The sequence below is a fragment of the Caulobacter sp. D5 genome (assembly GCF_003185805.1).
In the GTDB taxonomy this organism is placed as follows: Bacteria; Pseudomonadota; Alphaproteobacteria; order Caulobacterales; family Caulobacteraceae; genus Caulobacter.
Genome location: NZ_QHJY01000349.1, coordinates 1 through 15,787 on the forward strand (window position 1 = coordinate 1; position 15,787 = coordinate 15,787).

General features: G+C 70.3%; 15 protein-coding genes and 1 pseudogene. 11 read left to right on the plus strand and 5 right to left on the minus strand.

The genetic code is table 11. The features are described from left to right. Positions 1-597, minus strand: a 597-nt coding sequence (locus DMC18_RS20410) for a TonB-dependent receptor plug domain-containing protein (protein WP_158285951.1), incomplete at its 3' end; no start/stop codon positions are given. Between the two features lie 1,485 nt (positions 598-2,082). Here DMC18_RS20410 and DMC18_RS20415 point away from each other — a divergent pair. Next, positions 2,083-2,322: a hypothetical protein gene (locus DMC18_RS20415; protein ID WP_110133262.1), complete on the plus strand. Its 240-nt coding sequence runs from the start codon at positions 2,083-2,085 to the stop codon at positions 2,320-2,322. 86 nt (positions 2,323-2,408) lie between these two features. On the opposite strand, the gene DMC18_RS26190 is transcribed toward DMC18_RS20415, so the two are convergent. Beyond that, on the minus strand, positions 2,409-2,561 hold the full coding sequence (locus DMC18_RS26190; RefSeq protein WP_158285952.1) for a hypothetical protein: 153 nt from the start codon (positions 2,559-2,561) through the stop codon (positions 2,409-2,411). 142 nt (positions 2,562-2,703) lie between these two features. Between DMC18_RS26190 and DMC18_RS20420 the strand changes: the two genes are divergently transcribed. Beyond that, positions 2,704-3,474 (plus strand): methyltransferase domain-containing protein, encoded by a 771-nt coding sequence (locus tag DMC18_RS20420; RefSeq protein WP_110122164.1) that lies wholly within the window; start codon positions 2,704-2,706, stop codon positions 3,472-3,474. A gap of 147 nt (positions 3,475-3,621) precedes the next feature. On the opposite strand, the gene DMC18_RS20425 is transcribed toward DMC18_RS20420, so the two are convergent. Continuing rightward, positions 3,622-5,355 (minus strand): patatin-like phospholipase family protein, encoded by a 1,734-nt coding sequence (locus tag DMC18_RS20425; RefSeq protein WP_199228635.1) that lies wholly within the window; start codon positions 5,353-5,355, stop codon positions 3,622-3,624. Between the two features lie 113 nt (positions 5,356-5,468). On the opposite strand from DMC18_RS20425, the gene DMC18_RS20430 reads away from it, so the two are divergent. Together DMC18_RS20430 and DMC18_RS20435 are read left to right on the plus strand one after the other, a co-directional pair. Then, a complete protein-coding gene (locus DMC18_RS20430) occupies positions 5,469-7,061 on the plus strand; it encodes a carboxyl transferase domain-containing protein (RefSeq protein WP_110122162.1) in 1,593 nt (530 codons plus the stop codon). A gap of 63 nt (positions 7,062-7,124) precedes the next feature. Next, positions 7,125-7,970, plus strand: coding sequence for an enoyl-CoA hydratase-related protein (locus tag DMC18_RS20435; RefSeq protein ID WP_110122161.1), 846 nt, complete (start codon positions 7,125-7,127; stop codon positions 7,968-7,970). 4 nt (positions 7,971-7,974) lie between these two features. On the opposite strand, the gene DMC18_RS20440 is transcribed toward DMC18_RS20435, so the two are convergent. Then, entirely contained in the window at positions 7,975-9,759 is a 1,785-nt protein-coding gene (locus tag DMC18_RS20440; protein WP_110122160.1) for a J domain-containing protein, read from the minus strand. Next, positions 9,756-11,456: an Hsp70 family protein gene (locus DMC18_RS20445; RefSeq protein ID WP_110122159.1), complete on the minus strand. Its 1,701-nt coding sequence runs from the start codon at positions 11,454-11,456 to the stop codon at positions 9,756-9,758. The genes DMC18_RS20440 and DMC18_RS20445 overlap by 4 nt, the downstream gene beginning before the upstream one ends. A 186-nt stretch (positions 11,457-11,642) precedes the next feature. Here DMC18_RS20445 and DMC18_RS20450 point away from each other — a divergent pair, with 186 nt between their 5' ends. From DMC18_RS20450 to DMC18_RS20480, 7 genes and pseudogenes are all read left to right on the plus strand, one after another. Continuing rightward, positions 11,643-12,065, plus strand: coding sequence for an energy transducer TonB (locus DMC18_RS20450; protein ID WP_110122158.1), 423 nt, complete (start codon positions 11,643-11,645; stop codon positions 12,063-12,065). 79 nt (positions 12,066-12,144) lie between these two features. Next, the gene (gene hisD / locus DMC18_RS20455; RefSeq protein ID WP_110122157.1) at positions 12,145-13,443 is read left to right on the plus strand and encodes a histidinol dehydrogenase; all 1,299 of its coding nucleotides are present in this window, start codon (positions 12,145-12,147) and stop codon (positions 13,441-13,443) included. Between the two features lie 21 nt (positions 13,444-13,464). Next, positions 13,465-13,941 (plus strand): UPF0262 family protein, encoded by a 477-nt coding sequence (locus DMC18_RS20460; RefSeq protein ID WP_110122156.1) that lies wholly within the window; start codon positions 13,465-13,467, stop codon positions 13,939-13,941. A gap of 4 nt (positions 13,942-13,945) precedes the next feature. Further along, a complete protein-coding gene (locus DMC18_RS20465) occupies positions 13,946-14,404 on the plus strand; it encodes a low molecular weight phosphatase family protein (RefSeq protein ID WP_110122155.1) in 459 nt (152 codons plus the stop codon). Positions 14,405-14,502: 98 nt separating this feature from the next. Beyond that, positions 14,503-14,721: a translation initiation factor IF-1 gene (infA, locus tag DMC18_RS20470; RefSeq protein ID WP_004617696.1), complete on the plus strand. Its 219-nt coding sequence runs from the start codon at positions 14,503-14,505 to the stop codon at positions 14,719-14,721. A 13-nt stretch (positions 14,722-14,734) separates the two neighbouring features. Next, positions 14,735-15,334, plus strand: coding sequence for a Maf family nucleotide pyrophosphatase (locus DMC18_RS20475; protein WP_110122154.1), 600 nt, complete (start codon positions 14,735-14,737; stop codon positions 15,332-15,334). Continuing rightward, positions 15,331-15,787 (plus strand): annotated as a pseudogene (locus tag DMC18_RS20480) (ribonuclease E/G); the annotation flags it as partial. The gene DMC18_RS20475 and the pseudogene DMC18_RS20480, both read left to right, overlap by 4 nt.

Below are 15,787 nucleotides of genomic sequence, written 5' to 3' on the forward strand. Positions count from 1 at the left end.
CGGCTTCTTGAAGTCCAGCGGCTTGCGGGTGGTCACCGAGACCGTGCCGCCGACGCCGCCTTCGGTCATGTCGGCCGTGAAGCCTTTGAAGACGTCGATCGACTTGACCATTTCCGACGGCAGTTCGCGGAAGTCGTTCGAACGGCCGCCGCCGCCGTAGACCGACAGGTTGCTGGCGGTCGACAGGGCGCTGACGCCGTTGATCTCGACGCGGTTGAGGTCGGGCTCGACGCCGCGGATCGACACCGCGTTGCCTTCGCCGAAGTCGCGGGCCAGCTGCACGCCGGTGACGCGGCCCAGCGCCTCGCCGACGTTCTTGTCGGGGAAGGCGCCGATGTCTTCGGCGACGATCGAGTCGGAGACGGTGCCGGCGCGCTTCTTGCGGCTCATGGCCGACTGCAGGCTGGCGCGGGTGCCGACGACGACGATCTCCTCGACGGCGTTCTCGACGTTGGAGTCGGCTGCGGCCTGGGCGGGCGCCGGCGCGGGCGTCGTTTGCGCGAAAGCGGCGCCGCCGCCGATCATCAGCAGGATGGCGGTCATCCCGGTGGTGCGCATCAGCCCGGCTTCGCGCCGGATCTTGCTGTCGACCTTCATAGTATTCCTCCAAGTGCGAGGGCGTTTCCGCCCTGTCTTTCGGGCCGTGCGGCGCCATGCGGCGCGGCCGGCCGATTTGCTGTGATGGAGGCCAGGGCGATGGGCGCGTCCGACGATGACCGGCAGTCGAATCGGAGGCGTCCGGGCCTTGGCCGCGGCGATGGGAGGGGGAACGAGAGGCGGCGCCCGGCGGGGTGCGCGGGCGGACGTCCTGGCGGCGAGCACGGGGTGGGGCCTGCCTGGCGACGACGGACGCCGATGGCGGCCCCGTGTCGCTTGTCTTTCTCGATCCGGTGCGAGCCTGGCGTGAGCGTACACGCGGCGTCGCTTCTATGAGGCGGTCTGTCGCCCGCCGCGGACCTTTGGTCTCTGCTACGGGCGCGATCCATCCATTTCCAAGCTGACGCAAAGAGTCAACGTCGCGGAGATAATTTACCGCCGAGTCGGGGGCTGCCCGTAATTATGTGACAATTAAAGCACTGTGTTCCCACATGGTGGAATGCTCTCGCAACAATCGGGATTAGTGCTTGATTTTGGCGCTAATCCTGCTCATCGTGTCGACATTCGGCGCGTCCGCGCGCCCGGCCGACGACAAGATCGGATCGAGAGGAGACGACAGAAGATGGCAATCCGCCCCCTTGGTCCCTTCGCTCGCCCCGCCCTCGCCGCCGGCTGTACGGGGTAGGCAGCAGGGAGGGACAAGTTTTCCACCGGTCCGTTTCGACGGCGTCTTCCAGGGTCAGTTCACGGCCCGACGCCACCCGCGACGACACCGGTGTCTTTGAGCGGTCTTTTGTTACCAGCGATAAATGACGGCGTTCTCGGCTTTGTGTTTTTGTGCCGTAACCGACGCTGTCGCATGGGCGGGTTTCGCAAGGGGTTGCGAGCACGCCCGACTTCCTCGTCCGCGTCCCGCAGGGAGGCGGACGATCCATTCAATGGGGGGGCTCGCCTGGGCGTCAAAGCGCCTGGCGAGTCTCGACTTTCGCCCGCGACGCGGGCCGTGACGCCCGTGTCGGGCTGTCAGATTTCCTTGAAAGCCCGAACCTGAAACGAAAGAAGCCCCGGACTGGGTCCGAGGCTTCCGATCCGCTCGTCGGCCTGTGCTGATGCACGACCGAAAGACGGCATTTGTCCGCTAAAGCGCTGGGGTCAGTTCAGACCTTCGATCTTCACGGAGCTTTCCAGCGCATTCGCTTTCGACAAATGAGACACTGGGTCACCTCCTTTCGGCTGCGCGTCACACCCTGACGCAAGACTAAGGTTGGGTGCGCGCGCGCCGTTGGCAAGAGGCGCGGTGTCGCAGGCGCGTGCTATGCGGGGGCATGAGCGAAAACCGACCCGCCCCGCGAAAACCCGTCCTGCTCGGCTGCCTGGGCGTCTTCCTCGGCCTGGTCCTGGCGGTCACGGCCGCCGGCGCCTGGATGACGGGCTATCTGCCGGTGCGGCTGTTCAGCCAGGCGCGCTGGAAGGACCCGGCGCGGATTGGACCAGCGCGTCACCATGGTCAGCGCGCTGCTGCTGACCCACAGGCTGGAGGGGCGGACGCAGGGTGAGGTCGTGGACCTGCTTGGAGCGCCGACCAACACCGACTACTTCGGCGACTGGGACCTGGTCTACTGGCTGGGTAACGAGCGGGGGCTGTTCGGCATCGATTCCGAATGGCTGGTGCTGAGGCTCGGCCCGGACGGCCGGGTGGTCGAGCGCAGGGTCGTCACCGATTGAGCTTCTTCGTCGACAAGGGGGGAGCAACCCCGGACCGCGCAAAGGGGGGACAATGCACGATCCGGGGCCGCACCTCCTGGGGCTGGCTAGAGGGCGCGCCAGGCCAGGAGGATCAGGGACCAGAGACCCAGATTGAGCGCCAGCGCCGCCACCCGGGGGCCGTTCACGCGCGCGGCCAGGGCCACGGCGCGAGCGCGCGGGGCTTGGGCGGAGGCGGCGGAAGCGGCGATGCGGGTCACGGCGGTGGTTCCTTGTCCAAAACGGCGCCGTCGACCGGCGCCTGTTGTTGGTAAAGATAGGAACGCCGGAGATAGTTTCATATGCGACAAAAGGGTCGCGGGCCGTCATGGTCGCGCGCGAATTGTCGCAGCGAGTCGCGCCATGCCCGCCTGGGATCCAGACGTCTATTCCCGCTATCGCGCCTATCGCGATCGTCCCGCCCTGGACCTGATGCTGAAGATCCCCCGCGACCTGGCCCCGCGCGAGATTTGGGACCTGGGCTGCGGTCCCGGGGAGCACGCCGCCCTGCTGGCCGCGCGGCATCCCGAGGCGGTGGTGCACGGCCTGGATTCGAGCCCCGAGATGCTGGCCCGCGCCAAGGGGCAGGGGGCGGACGTCGACTGGGTGCTGGGCGACATCGATGCGTGGCGCCCCGAGATCCCGCCCGACCTGATCTTCACCAACGCCGCCCTGCAGTGGCTGGACGGGCACGAGACGCTGTTCCCGCGCCTGCTGGAAAGCCTGGCGCCGGGCGGGGTGCTGGCCTGCCAGATCCCCCAGGTCGAGGACGCCGGCTGGCGGCGCAGCCTGCGCGAGGTCGCCGCCGACGGGCCGTGGGCCGGCAAGCTGGCCGACCTGGACGGCGTGCGGGCGGGCCACGATCCCCGCGCCTATCACGACTGGCTCTCGCCCCTGGCCAGCGACCTCGACGTCTGGGCGACGACCTATATCCACGCCCTGGAGGGCGAGGACCCGATCATCGACTGGACCTCGGGGACCAGCCTGCGGCCGTATCTGGAGCGGCTGGACGGCGCCGAGACGGCGGCGTTCCTGAGCGCCTGGCGGGCGCGGCTGGCGGAGGACTACCCGAAGCGGGCGGACGGGATCACGCTGCTGCCGTTCACGCGGCTGTTCGTGGTGGCGCGGCGGTAGACGGACCCTCCCCCTGAAGGGGGAGGTGGCCCGGAGGGCCGGAGGGGGAAGTTTCTGCTGAGTTCGGGAGGGCGTCGGCTCACAGGCCACGTCCCCCTCCGTCGGCTTCGCCGACACCTCCCCCTTCGGGGGGAGGGTCTGGAGCGACTACTCCATCTCCGCCAGGCTCTTCCTGCGCCGAAGTTCCGCCACCGGAATGTCCAGGCTGTCCAGCGCCACCGCCGCCGCCTCGAAGCCGGCCGCCACGGCCGGTTCGAAGGCCTTCCAGTCGCGGATGTCGATCTTGTCGAGCTTGGGGGTGATCAGGACGTCGCTGGCCTCGCGGCTGGCGGCGAGATCCCGGCCGGTGGAGACGGTGGCCGCGCGCATCAGCAGGGCGACGATCGGCGGACCCTTGCGCCATTCGCCCGAGAACAGCCAGCGCCATAGCGAGGCGGGGCGATCGACGTCGGCGGCGGTGATGGAACGTCCGCGGGTGACGTCGACGCCGATGATCGGCCCCAACTGGAAGGCGCGCATGACGTCGGCGGGGAAGTTCTTCATCACCGCGCCGTCGACCAGCACCGCGTCGCCGTCGGCCACCGGCGGCAGCACGCCCGGCAGCGAGATCGAGGCGCGCAGGGCCCGGTGCAGCGGTCCCGAGCGGTGCAGGTGGTAGGCGCCCGAGGTCAGGTTCGACGAGACGCAGAAGAACGGCAGCCACAGGTCGGCGATGTCGATGTCGCCGAAGTGCTCATGCAGGCGCGCCTTGACCTTCTCGCCGCGGGTCATGGCGACCAGCGGAAAGGCGATGTCGTCGAGCGGGCTGGTGTCGACGAAGGCCTTGCGGATGCGGGCCTCCATCTCGCCGTCGTCCCAGCCCATGGCCAGGCCCGCCGCGACGATGCCGCCCATCGAGGCGCCGCCGACGAAGTCGATCGGCACGCCGCGTTCGCGCAGGGCCTGGATGGCGCCGATGTGGGCGTAGGCCCGCGCGCCGCCGCCGGACAAAACCAGGCCCACCGACTGGCCGGTGAGCACCCGGGCCAGGCGCTCGACGTCGGCCAGGCGGTTTTCGCGCAGGTGGAACAGGCGGGCCGCGTCGGTGGCCTCCAGCCATCCCTGCGAGCCCTGCGGGCGCTCGGCGTTCGGGGGCTGGATCAGGATCAGGTCGATCAGCCGCTGGGCCTGCAGCGGCCGCGAGGCGTAGGCCGGCGGCTCGGGCGGCGGGGCCTGGTCGCCGCGGCCGACGCGGAACAGGCGGTCTACCTGGCGGCCGACCACGTGCTTCCAGGCCGTCTCATGGGCCTCGGCGACGTAGAGCACGAAGTCGTGGGAGCGCTCGACGCGGCTGAACCACTCGGTGGGGGCCAGCAGGCTCTCGCCGCCCTCGACGGTGACGGCGTAGCCGAGGGCGGCGATGCAGCGGCCGATGCGCTCGACGATCGGGCGGATGGCGTGGCAGTCGCCGGCGGCGATGAATCCGTACACGGACGGGTCGCCGATCGAGGCGTGGGCCCCGGCCTGGCGGGCGCGGCGGATCATCAGCCGCGACAGCTCGATCATCACGTCGGGGTCCTGCTCGACCGCCTCGAAGAAGGCGGCGCGGGGCAGGGCCAGGATCTCGGAATCGCGCAGGGCGACCATGTGGGCCGAGTGCGGGGCGCCGGCGATCATCGCCATCTCGCCGGCCGGCTCGCCCGGGCGGATCACGCCGAGGAACTGCGGCTCCTGGCCCTCTTCCCGCCGGAAGGCCCCCAGGCGCCCGGTGCGCAGGAAGTAGAGGTGGTCGGAGGCCTCGCCGGGCGCATAGAGTAGGGAGCCGCCCGGCAACGAGAACCAGGCGGCGTCGCCCTCGCGCCGCTCGCGCGAGAACAACCGGGCCAGGGCCGTGTCGGCCATGAAGTCGGGAAGGGTGACCACGGACGGGACGCTAAACCGATGCGGCGAGCTTTGCCAATGTGGGTGAAATATCGCCGCTTTCGGACGGAAACGGAAAAGGCTATGCCTCGCTTATGCCGAAGCTGAACACGCTTATTGACAAGAACAGCGCTTCGTTCGCGAAAAACGCTGCGCACAACACGGCCCTGGCGGAGGAACTGCGCGAAAGGGTCGCGACGGCGGCCCTGGGCGGCCCCGAAAGCGCGCGCCTGAAGCATACGGCGCGCGGCAAGCTGCTGCCCCGCGAGCGCGTGGAGCGTCTGCTCGACCCCGGCTCGCCGTTCCTGGAGATCGGCCAGTTGACCGCCTTCGATCTCTACAAGGGCGAGGCGCCGGGCGCGGGGGTCATCGCGGGGATCGGCCGGGTGTCGGGCCGCGAGGTGATGATCGTCGCCAACGACGCCACGGTGAAGGGCGGCGCCTATTTCCCGATGACGGTGAAGAAGCACCTGCGCGCCCAGGAGATCGCCGAGCAGAACCGCCTGCCGTGCGTCTATCTCGTCGACAGCGGCGGCGCGAACCTGCCCCATCAGGCCGAGGTGTTCCCCGACCGCGACCATTTCGGCCGCATCTTCTTCAACCAGGCCCGGATGAGCGCCCGGGGGATCGCCCAGATCGCCTGCGTCATGGGCTCGTGCACGGCCGGCGGGGCCTATGTGCCGGCGATGAGCGACGAGACCGTCATCGTGCGCGAGCAGGGCACCATCTTCCTGGCCGGCCCGCCGCTGGTGAAGGCCGCCACCGGCGAGGTGATCAGCGCCGAGGAACTGGGCGGGGCCGACACCCACGGGCGGCGCTCGGGCGTGGTCGACCACGTGGCCGACGACGACGAGCACGCGCTGGAGATCGTCCGCTCGATCGTCGCCAACCTCAACGCCGAGAAGCGTCATGAGGCGGTGATCACCGACGCCGAGCCGCCGCTGTACGATCCGCAGGAGATCTACGGCGTCGTGCCAACCGACGTGCGCGCGCCCTACGAGGTGCGCGAGATCATCGCCCGCATCGTCGACGGCTCGGTGTTCGACGAGTTCAAGGCGCTGTACGGCACGACCCTGGTCTGTGGCTTCGCCCGGATCTGGGGCCAGCCGGTGGCGATCCTGGCCAACAACGGCGTGCTGTTCTCCGAAAGCGCGCTGAAGGGCGCGCACTTCATCGAGCTGGCCTGCAAGCGGAAGATCCCGCTGGTGTTCCTGCAGAACATCTCGGGCTTCATGGTCGGCGGCAAGTACGAGGCCGGCGGCATCGCCAAGGACGGGGCCAAGCTGGTGACGGCGGTGGCGAGCGCGGAAGTGCCGAAGTTCACGGTGCTGATCGGCGGCAGCTTCGGCGCGGGCAACTACGGCATGTGCGGCCGGGCCTATTCTCCCCGCTTCCTGTTCACCTGGCCCAATTCGCGGATCTCGGTCATGGGCGGCGAGCAGGCCGCCAGCGTGCTGGCCACGGTGCACCGCGACGCCGCCACCTGGACCGACGAAGAGGCCGAGGCCTTCAAGGCCCCGATCCGCCAGCGCTACGAGGACGAGGGCAATCCCTACCACGCCACCTCGCGGCTGTGGGACGACGGGATCATTGATCCGGCTCAAACCCGCGACGTGCTGGGTCTGGCCATATCGGCCTCGCTGAACGCGCCGATTCCCGAGACGACCTTCGGCATCTTCAGGATGTGACGGTTCAAGCGGAACCTCGGCTTTGGGCGTACCATTAGACTTCCCATTAGAAGGAGCGTGCTCATGACCAACCCCATCGCCGACCCGATCGTCGAGGTGCCGGACACCGACGCCATGAGCCCGCTGGTCCATATCGACTCGACGCCCGAAGGGGCGGTGACGGTGTGGATCAACCGGCCGGAGAAGAAGAACGCCTTCGATTCGGCGACCATCGCCGCGCTCGCCCAGGCCTTCGAGACCCTGCACGGGGCCGAGGGCGTGCGGGTGGTGTTCCTGCGCGGCGTGGGCGGAACCTTCTGCGCCGGGGCCGACCTGGAATGGATGGCCTCCGCCGCCGACTGGAGCGAGGACGACAACCGCGCCGACGCCCTGGATCTGGCGCACATGCTGAAGGCCCTGCACGACATCCCGGCCCTGACCGTGGCCCTGGTCGAGGGCGCGGCCTTCGGCGGCGGGGCGGGCCTGGTCGCGGCCTGCGACCATGCGCTGGCCACGGCCGACGCCAAGTTCGCCTTCTCGGAGGTGAAGCTGGGCCTGACGCCCGCCACCATCAGCCCCTACGTCATCGCGGCGCTGGGTCCGCGTACGGCCAAGCTGCTGTTCGCCACCGGCCGGGTGTTCGACGCCGACGCGGCCTGGAGCTACGGCCTGGTCGACGAGGTGTTCGACGACGTCGAGGGGCTGGTCGCGGCCCAGGACGCGCTGATCGAGGAGGTCATCCCCTGCGCTCCCGGGGCGATCGGCGACGCCAAGGCCCTGGTCAACGACTTCGCTTTCGAGAAGATCGACCGCGGCCTGATCGACGACAGCGCCCGCCGCATCGCCCGCCGGCGTGTGTCGGACGAGGGACAGGAGGGCGTGCGGGCCTTCCTGGCCAAGCGCAAGCCGAACTGGGCGGCCGAGTCCTAGGGCGTCAGCGGGTCCTGTCGCGAACCTCGATGGCGAGCGACAGGATCAGGCCGATGGCCATGCCGATCAGCATCCAGATCGCGCTGGTGACCAGCCAGGAGCCGACGAGGGCGTTGAAGCCCCTGCTGATCCAGAACAGCGCGAACATGCCGTAGTAGCGCATCTTCGCGATATCCTCGCCGAGGACGGCGACGGGCGCGCGATGGCCGATGGCCAGGGCCAGGACCGCGGCGACGCAGAGCGGCGCCCAGGCCGGGGGCGTCTCGCCGACCATCCGCCACGCTAAGGCGCCGATGGCGATCGCCGCGGCCAGCAGGGCCAGCGTGCCGACGACGCGGGCGATCTTGCCGATCTCCAGATGCCAGACCTGGCTCGACAGCGCGCCGCCGCGGAAGTCGACGGCGGCGGCCGCCGCCAGGGCGACGATCATCGGCTGGGTGACGGCGTCGTCGACGTCGAACATCGGCAGGCTCAGCACCCAGGCGAACGGCACCACCTGGGCCAGCAGCCGCTGGTGCAGGGGATGGGTCAGGGGCGAGGGCGGGCCGGTGGTGACGAAGGTCCAGACCAGGACGGGCGTGACCACGCCCGCGGCGATCACCGCGCTCCACAGCGTGTCGGGCAGCAGGGCGGAGGCCGGCAGCAGCGCCAGGCTGAGCGGCGCCCAGCCGACCCGCTCCAGGACGCCGGCGCGCCAGGAGCGATGGGTCTCCCAGGCGGTCTTAAGGCGCAGATAGCCTTGCAGGTAGAAGAGTTGCACGGCCAGGACGGCGGCCGTCGCGGCGACGTAGGTTTCCAGGACGGCCGGGATCGGCAGGCCGTAGCCGCCGGCGATCAGCGGGGCCAGCAGCGGCGCGAGGGCGGTGAACCACAGCATGCCCGAGGTCAGCCGCGGCCGTGCGTAGCGCTGGCGCCAGAGGGCGACGGTCGCGGCGTCGAAGTCGGCCATCAGGGCGCCGTCGCCATCGCCGATGCGGCCCAGCATGTCCCGCATGGCGATCTCGAAGCCGGGATTGAGGCGTCGCATCAGAGGAACCTTGGCCGTCGGCGGTCCCTGCAGGACCTCCATGACCGCCCGGGCATGGGTGTCGAGCGCGAGCATGCGGTCGCGGCCTTCGACGAAGTCGCAGCGCTCGATGACGGCCTCGACGGTCGGGCCGGGCTCGAAGCGCAGGTCCGTGCGCCGCCAGCGGAAGGCCTCGATCGCCGGGGCGAGCAGCGGGTCCGAGCGCGGGGCGGTGCGCAGCAGCAGGTCGGCGATCCGCGCCTCGACGGCGTCGGCGACCGCGATCTCGTCCAGGGCCTCGGCGTTCAGCACCGCATGGAAGGCGGCGGTCAGCTCGGCGGGGGCGGGGCGATCCTGGCCGCCCAGCAGGGCCTCCAGGCGATCGAACCTCGCCCGCAGTTCCTCGGCCTCGTGCGTAGAGGCGTCGGGCAGGGGCGGCGGCGGCGCGGCCGGGGCGGTGGGACGGCCTTCGAGCAGCGTGGTCAGGGCGCCGGGCTCGATGACCAGCTTGAACTCGGGAGAGGCGACCGCCGCGTCGGCGGCCTCGTCGCCCTCGGACCCATCCTCTTCTTCGCTTTCGTCGTCCCACATCCAGTCCCACTGGGCGCGCTGGATCGCCTCGTCGTGGGCCTCCCGCAGGCGCATGAAGGCCTCGGCGTCGTCCTCGGGATTGGTGACGCGCAGCTTGCGGGCGTAGGCGCGGCGGATGACGTCGCGATCGCGGGTCGGCTCGACGCCGAGCACCGCCCAGATGTCGTCCCCGTCGTCGACGAACCCGCTCACAGGAAGCTCTCGCCTTCGATCTCGTCCAGGGCGGCCTGGAGCTGCTGGCGGGCGGTCTCGATCTGGCGCGGGTCCTGGCCGTCGAGCACGCCCTCGAACCGTGACAGGAGAGCGCCGACATGCTCGCGCATGTCGCCCAGGAACAGTTCGTAGCAGCGCTGGGCGCGGGCCACGGCGGCGCGGTTGGCGTCGGCGTCGCGCGGGTGGACCTTGAGGGCGGCCAGCGCCGCGCGGCGCTGTTCGAGGTCGGGGGCGTTCTTGTCGTCCTCGTCGACGATGACCAGCTGGCGGCGCTCGTTGGTCTGGGGCACCAGCACGTCGATCTCGATCAGGCCGTTGACGTCGTAGCTGAAGCGGCACTCGATCTGGACCTCGCCGGCGCGGCCGGGCGGCACGGCGATCTCGACCTCGCCCAGGCGGACGTTGTCGGCCACCATCCGCGCCTCGCCCTGGTAGATGCCGAAGGCGACCTTGCGCTGGCCGGCCTGCATGGTGCTGAACAGCTTCATGCGGCTGGCCGGGACGACGGTGTTGCGCTCGATCACCGGCGAGAAGATGCCGGTGCGCATCGAGCCCATCGGGCCGTGCTCGGCGACGTCGACGCCCAGGGAGTAGGGGCAGACGTCGGTCATGACCACGTCCTTCAGCGCCGCGTCGCGGCTCTTGAGACCGGCCTGGATGGCCGCGCCCCGCACCACGGCCTCGTCCGGATGGACGGCGGTCGAGGGAAAGCGTCCGAACATGCGGGTCACCGCGCGGCGCACCACCGGCATGCGGGTGGCGCCGCCGACCAGGACGATCTCCTTCAGCTCGTCGGGACGCAGGCCGCCGTCGCGCAGGGCGCGGGTCACCGGCTCCTTCAGCTTGGCCAGCAGCGGCGCGGCGGCGGCCTCGAAGTCCTCGGCGGTGATCTCCAGCGTGTAGGGCTGGTCCTTCCAGACGATCGCCATCTCGGCGCGGTCGGCGGTGGTGAGCGCGCGGCGGGCCTTTTCGGCGGCGGCGTCAAGGCGGGTGGACAGGGCCTCGCTGGCGAGGTCGGCGGCCAGGGCCTCGCGGTGGGCGGCGCGCATGCGGTCGATCAGCACCTTGTTGAAGTCCTCGCCGCCCAGCCGGTTGTCGCCGGTCGAGGCGCGCACCTCGATGACGCCCTCGAAGATCTCCAGCACCGAGACGTCGAAGGTGCCGCCGCCCAGGTCGAAGACCAGGAAGCGGGTCTCGTCGGCCAGTTCGTGGATGCCGTAGGCGAGGGCGGCGGCGGTGGGCTCGTTGAGCAGGCGCTCGACCTTCAGCCCGGCCAGCTCGCCGGCGCGGCGGGTGGCCTTGCGCTGCTTGTCGTTGAAATAGGCCGGCACGGTGATGACGGCCTCGGTCACCGGCTCGCCCAGCCAGGCCTCGGCGTCGGCCTTCAGCCGGGCCAGGACCAGGGCCGACAGCTCCTCGGGCAGGTAGGACTGCTTGCCCAGGCGCGTGGCGCGGGTCGTGCCCATGTAGCGCTTGAAGGCGGTGGCGGTCAGGTGCGGGTGGGTCGAGCGGCGCTCGCGGGCGGCCAGGCCGACCAGCAGGGCGCCGTCGTCGTCGAGGCCCACGGCCGACGGCGTCAGCACCGAGCCCAGGCTGTTGGGCACGAGTTCGACCCCGCCCTCCCGCCAGACGCCCACGGCGCTGTTGGTGGTTCCCAGATCGATGCCGATGATCACGCCACGCCCCCCGTCACGCACAGCTCACGCAAACTCAAGCTTGGGTTTAGCCTTGTGTACGGAAGGAGCCAAGCGCGCGGGGGCGCGGCGGCTGTCCGCTGGTCGGTCAGGCGGCGCGAGGCGCACGCGCCGCCGCCTTCGGCGCTTCAATGTGCACGGTGCGTATGCGGCTTTGGGGGAAGGCGTATGATCTCGCGAACGGTCCTGGCGGCGCTCGTCCTTTGCGGTGTCGGTTTGGGCGGCTGCATCGTCTCCGAGAAGGTGGCGGGCGAGAACTGGGGCGGGCCGGCCCAGTCCAATCCCGCGCGGGCCTTCACCTCGACCAAGGCGGCGCTCGCCCGTGTGGAAGGCCATGCCGTGCTGGTCTGCACGCAGGCGCCGGAAGGGCGGGTTGCGGGCTGCCGCGTCGCGACGGAGACCCCGCCGGCGTACGGCTTCGCCGATTCCGCCCGGCGCATGGCCGACCAGCTGATCATCCGCTCGCAGGCGGTTCCCGTCGGCGAGACGGTGGTCGTGCCGCTCGACTTTTGTCCGGACAAGAAGCAGCTGGCGGCGTGCCAGGCGCGTGGTGCGGGGCTGGCCGAGACCGTCCGCAAGTCGATCGGCTGAGAGCCGGGCGCGGGTCGAAAGCGCGGCCGCGAGGGCCGAAAGCCCTTGCCCCGGCCGTAAAAACGCGCATCTAGGCGCCATGCGCAGGTTCGACTTCTCCAGCCCCGACTTCGCCCAGGCCTTCAAGGCCTTCCTCGACGAGCGCCGCGGTTCGCCGGCCGACGTCGACGCCGCGACCGCGGACGTGCTGGAGGCGGTCAAGCATGGCGGCCTGGAGGCCGTGCTCGACTACACCCGCCGCTTCGACAAGGTGGACCTGACGGAAGAGACCGTCCGCGTCACCGCCGCTGAGATCGAGGCCGGCGCCGCCGAGTGCTCGCAGGAAGTTCGCGAGGCCATCGCCTTCGCCGCCGAACGCATCCGCGTCTATCACGCCCGCCAGCGTCCGGCCGACCAGGCCTGGACCGACGAGGCCGGGGTCGAGCTGGGCTGGCGCTGGACGCCGCTGGAGGCCGTGGGCGTCTACGTGCCCGGCGGCCGGGCCGCCTATCCCTCGACCGTGCTGATGAACGCCGTGCCGGCCCAGGTGGCGGGCGTCGACCGCATCGCCATGGTCACCCCGCCCGGCAAGCTGCAGCCGGCCGTGCTGGCCGCGGCGAAAGAAGCCGGGGTCACCGAAATCTGGCGCATCGGCGGGGCCCAGGCCGTGGCGGCTCTCGCCTATGGCGCGGGTCCGATCCAGCCGGTCGACAAGATCGTCGGCCCCGGCAACGCCTATGTCACCGCCGCCAAGCGCCGCCTGTACGGCGTGGTCGGCATCGACGCCCTGGCCGGTCCGTCGGAGATCGTCGTGGTCGCCGACAAGGACAACAATCCCGACTGGATCGCCGCCGACCTGCTGAGCCAAGCCGAGCACGACCCGGCCGCCCAGTCGATCCTGATCACCGACGACACCGACTTCGCCGCCGCCGTCGAGGCGGCCGTGACCGAGCGCCTGAAGACCTTGTCGACCGGCGAGGACGCCGCCGCCTCGTGGCGCGACCACGGCGCGGTGATCATCGCGCCGCTGGACGAGAGCCCGGCCCTGGTGGACGCCATCGCCCCCGAGCACGTCGAGTTCGCCCTGGAGAACCCGGAAGCTCTGTCGGACCGGGTGCGCCACGCCGGGGCGATCTTCCTGGGCCGCCTGACGCCGGAAGCCATCGGCGACTACGTGGCCGGTTCGAACCACGTGCTGCCGACCAGCCGCGCGGCGCGCTTCCAGTCGGGCCTGTCGATCTACGACTTCATCAAGCGCACCTCGATCGTGAAGTGCGACGCGGCCTCGTTCGGCATCCTTGGTCCGCACACGGCGGCGCTGGCGGAGGCCGAGGGCCTGCCGGCCCACGCCCTGTCGGCGTCCATTCGGCTTCCGGGCCGGTTGCCTTCGAAAGCCTGACGCGCCAACCTCGCCGCCAAGATGTCCGAAGACCGCAGCAAGCACTTCCTGAAGAGCATCGCCATCGACGAGGATTCGTTGGCGGCCGCCTCGCGCGACCAGGAGCAGGAGCGCCAGGTGGCGATCTTCGACCTGCTGGACGGCAACTACTTCCAGCCGGCCGACGCCGAGGGCGGGCCCTACGACCTCAAGCTCTCGCTGATCGAGAACCGGCTGGCGCTCGATATCGCCGGCGGCGGCTACGAGAAGCGGCACCTGCTGTCGCTGTCGCCGTTCCGCGGGGTGATCCGCGACTACTTCATGATCTGCGACAGCTACTACCAGGCGATCCGCAACTCGACGCCGCAGCAGATCGAGGCCTTGGACATGGGCCGGCGGGGCTTGCACAACGAAGGCTCGGGCCTGCTGCGCGAGCGGCTGGAGGGCAAGGTCAAGACCGACCTCGACACGGCCCGGCGCCTCTTCACCCTGATCTGCGCCCTGCACTGGCGAGGCTGAACGCGTGTCGGATCTGCCCGATGCGGTGCTGTTCACCTGCAACTACAACCGCGTGCGCTCGCCGATGGCCGAGGCGCTGTTCAAGCGCTTCTATGGAACGAGAGCGTATGTGGACTCCTGCGGCCTGAAGCCGGATCCGGCCGGGGAGGGGATCGACCCCTTCGTGGTGGCGGTGATGGACGAGCTGGGCGTCGATGTGGCCACCCACAAGCCCAAGACCTTCGCCGAGCTGGAGGACGACAGCTTCGATGTCGTCGTCTCGCTGACGCCCGAAGCCCAGCACCGGGCCGTGGAGCTGTCGCGCGACCGCGCGGTCGAGATCGAGTACTGGCCGACCCACGATCCGACCCTGGTGACCGAGGGGTCGCGCGAGGCGATGCTGACGGCCTATCGCGAGGTTCGCGACATGCTTTCGGCGGCGATTCGTCGGCGTTTCGGGACACCATCGACGTTTGGGGGGTGAATGCGCTATAAGCCCCGCCTCGCAGCCGCGGCTCGCGTCACGACTCGTTTTCGGGTCGCGCGGGCCGCGTTGCTATTGAACCCCTTTTGAGAGGCCTGATGGCTAAGGAAGAACTGCTCGAGTTTCCCGGCACGGTCAGCGAACTGCTGCCCAACGCCACGTTCCGCGTGAAGCTCGAGAACGATCACGAGATCATCGCCCACACCGCCGGCAAGATGCGCAAGAACCGCATCCGCGTGCTGGCCGGTGACAAGGTGCTCGTGGAAATGACGCCCTACGACCTGACCAAGGGCCGTATCACCTACCGCTTCAAGTAAGCCGGGCGCGCACATGACGGTCGCCCAGCCTTCGCTGGTCCTGGCCAGTGCGAGCCCCAGGCGCTTGGACCTTCTGGCCCAGGTCGGCGTAACGCCCGACCGGGTCGATCCCGCCGACATCGACGAGTCGCCGCTGCGCGACGAGACCCCGCGTCGCCACGCCCTGCGCCTGGCGCAGGAGAAGGCGCGCGCCGTGGCCGCGCGTTCGCCGGGCGATTTCGTGCTGGCCGCCGACACGGTGGTCGCCGTGGGCCGCCGCATCCTGCCCAAGGCCGAGAGCGAGGCGGACGTCCGCTATTGCCTGGGCCTGCTGACTGGCCGCGCCCACAAGGTGCTGACGGGCGTGGCCCTGATCGGTCCGGACGGCGGGATCAGCTCGCGGGTGATCGAGACCCGGGTGGTGTTCAAGCGGCTCTCGGACGCCGAGTTCGAATCCTATGTCGCCAGCGGCGAGTGGCGCGGCAAGGCCGGCGGCTACGGCGTGCAGGGCGTTGCGGGCGGCTTCATCGTCGACCTGCAGGGCTCCTATCCCAGCGTGGTCGGCCTGCCGCTGTACGAGACCCTCTGCATGCTCGAAGGACGGGGCTGGACCCGCCGCGCGGCCGCCGCATGAGCGAGCGTCGCGCATACCTCTACAAGGGCGTCGGCGAGACCGTCGGCGTCGTCACCCTGGACGGCCGGCCCGAGCGGCTGATCGTGCAATGGCCGGGCGATGATCCGCTGGACGCCGAGGGCGTTCGCGGGGTGGCCCGGGTGAAATCCATCGAGAAGGCCTTCGGGGCCGCCTTCGTGGCCCTGCCGGGCGGCGCCGACGTGCTGCTGCCGATCAAGCCCGACATGCCCAAGCTGGTGCAGGGCGGCCTGGTCGAGATCGAGATCCGCACCGCCTCGCGCGCCGACAAGTCGGCCGTGGCCCGCTTCATCGCCGAGGGGGAGGGCGAGCCGCGCGTGCAGAGCTCCGCTCCGACGCTCGAGGAGCAGCTGCGCCACTTCGTGAAGTCTGGCTCACCGACCCAGGGCGAGCGCGCCCTGGAGGCCGTCGAGGCGGCCGAGGCCGATATACTGG

Bases quoted from the DNA above. Each gene is read 5' to 3' on its own strand.
- DMC18_RS20420 (WP_110122164.1), top strand. From the start codon at position 2,704: ATGCCCGCCTGGGATCCAGACGTCTATTCCCGCTATCGCGCCTATCGC.
- DMC18_RS20425 (WP_199228635.1), bottom strand. From the start codon at position 5,355: ATGGCCGACACGGCCCTGGCCCGGTTGTTCTCGCGCGAGCGGCGCGAG.
- DMC18_RS20430 (WP_110122162.1), top strand. From the start codon at position 5,469: ATGCCGAAGCTGAACACGCTTATTGACAAGAACAGCGCTTCGTTCGCG.
- DMC18_RS20435 (WP_110122161.1), top strand. From the start codon at position 7,125: ATGACCAACCCCATCGCCGACCCGATCGTCGAGGTGCCGGACACCGAC.
- DMC18_RS20450 (WP_110122158.1), top strand. From the start codon at position 11,643: ATGATCTCGCGAACGGTCCTGGCGGCGCTCGTCCTTTGCGGTGTCGGT.
- hisD (WP_110122157.1), top strand. From the start codon at position 12,145: ATGCGCAGGTTCGACTTCTCCAGCCCCGACTTCGCCCAGGCCTTCAAG.
- DMC18_RS20460 (WP_110122156.1), top strand. From the start codon at position 13,465: ATGTCCGAAGACCGCAGCAAGCACTTCCTGAAGAGCATCGCCATCGAC.
- infA (WP_004617696.1), top strand. From the start codon at position 14,503: ATGGCTAAGGAAGAACTGCTCGAGTTTCCCGGCACGGTCAGCGAACTG.
- DMC18_RS20475 (WP_110122154.1), top strand. From the start codon at position 14,735: ATGACGGTCGCCCAGCCTTCGCTGGTCCTGGCCAGTGCGAGCCCCAGG.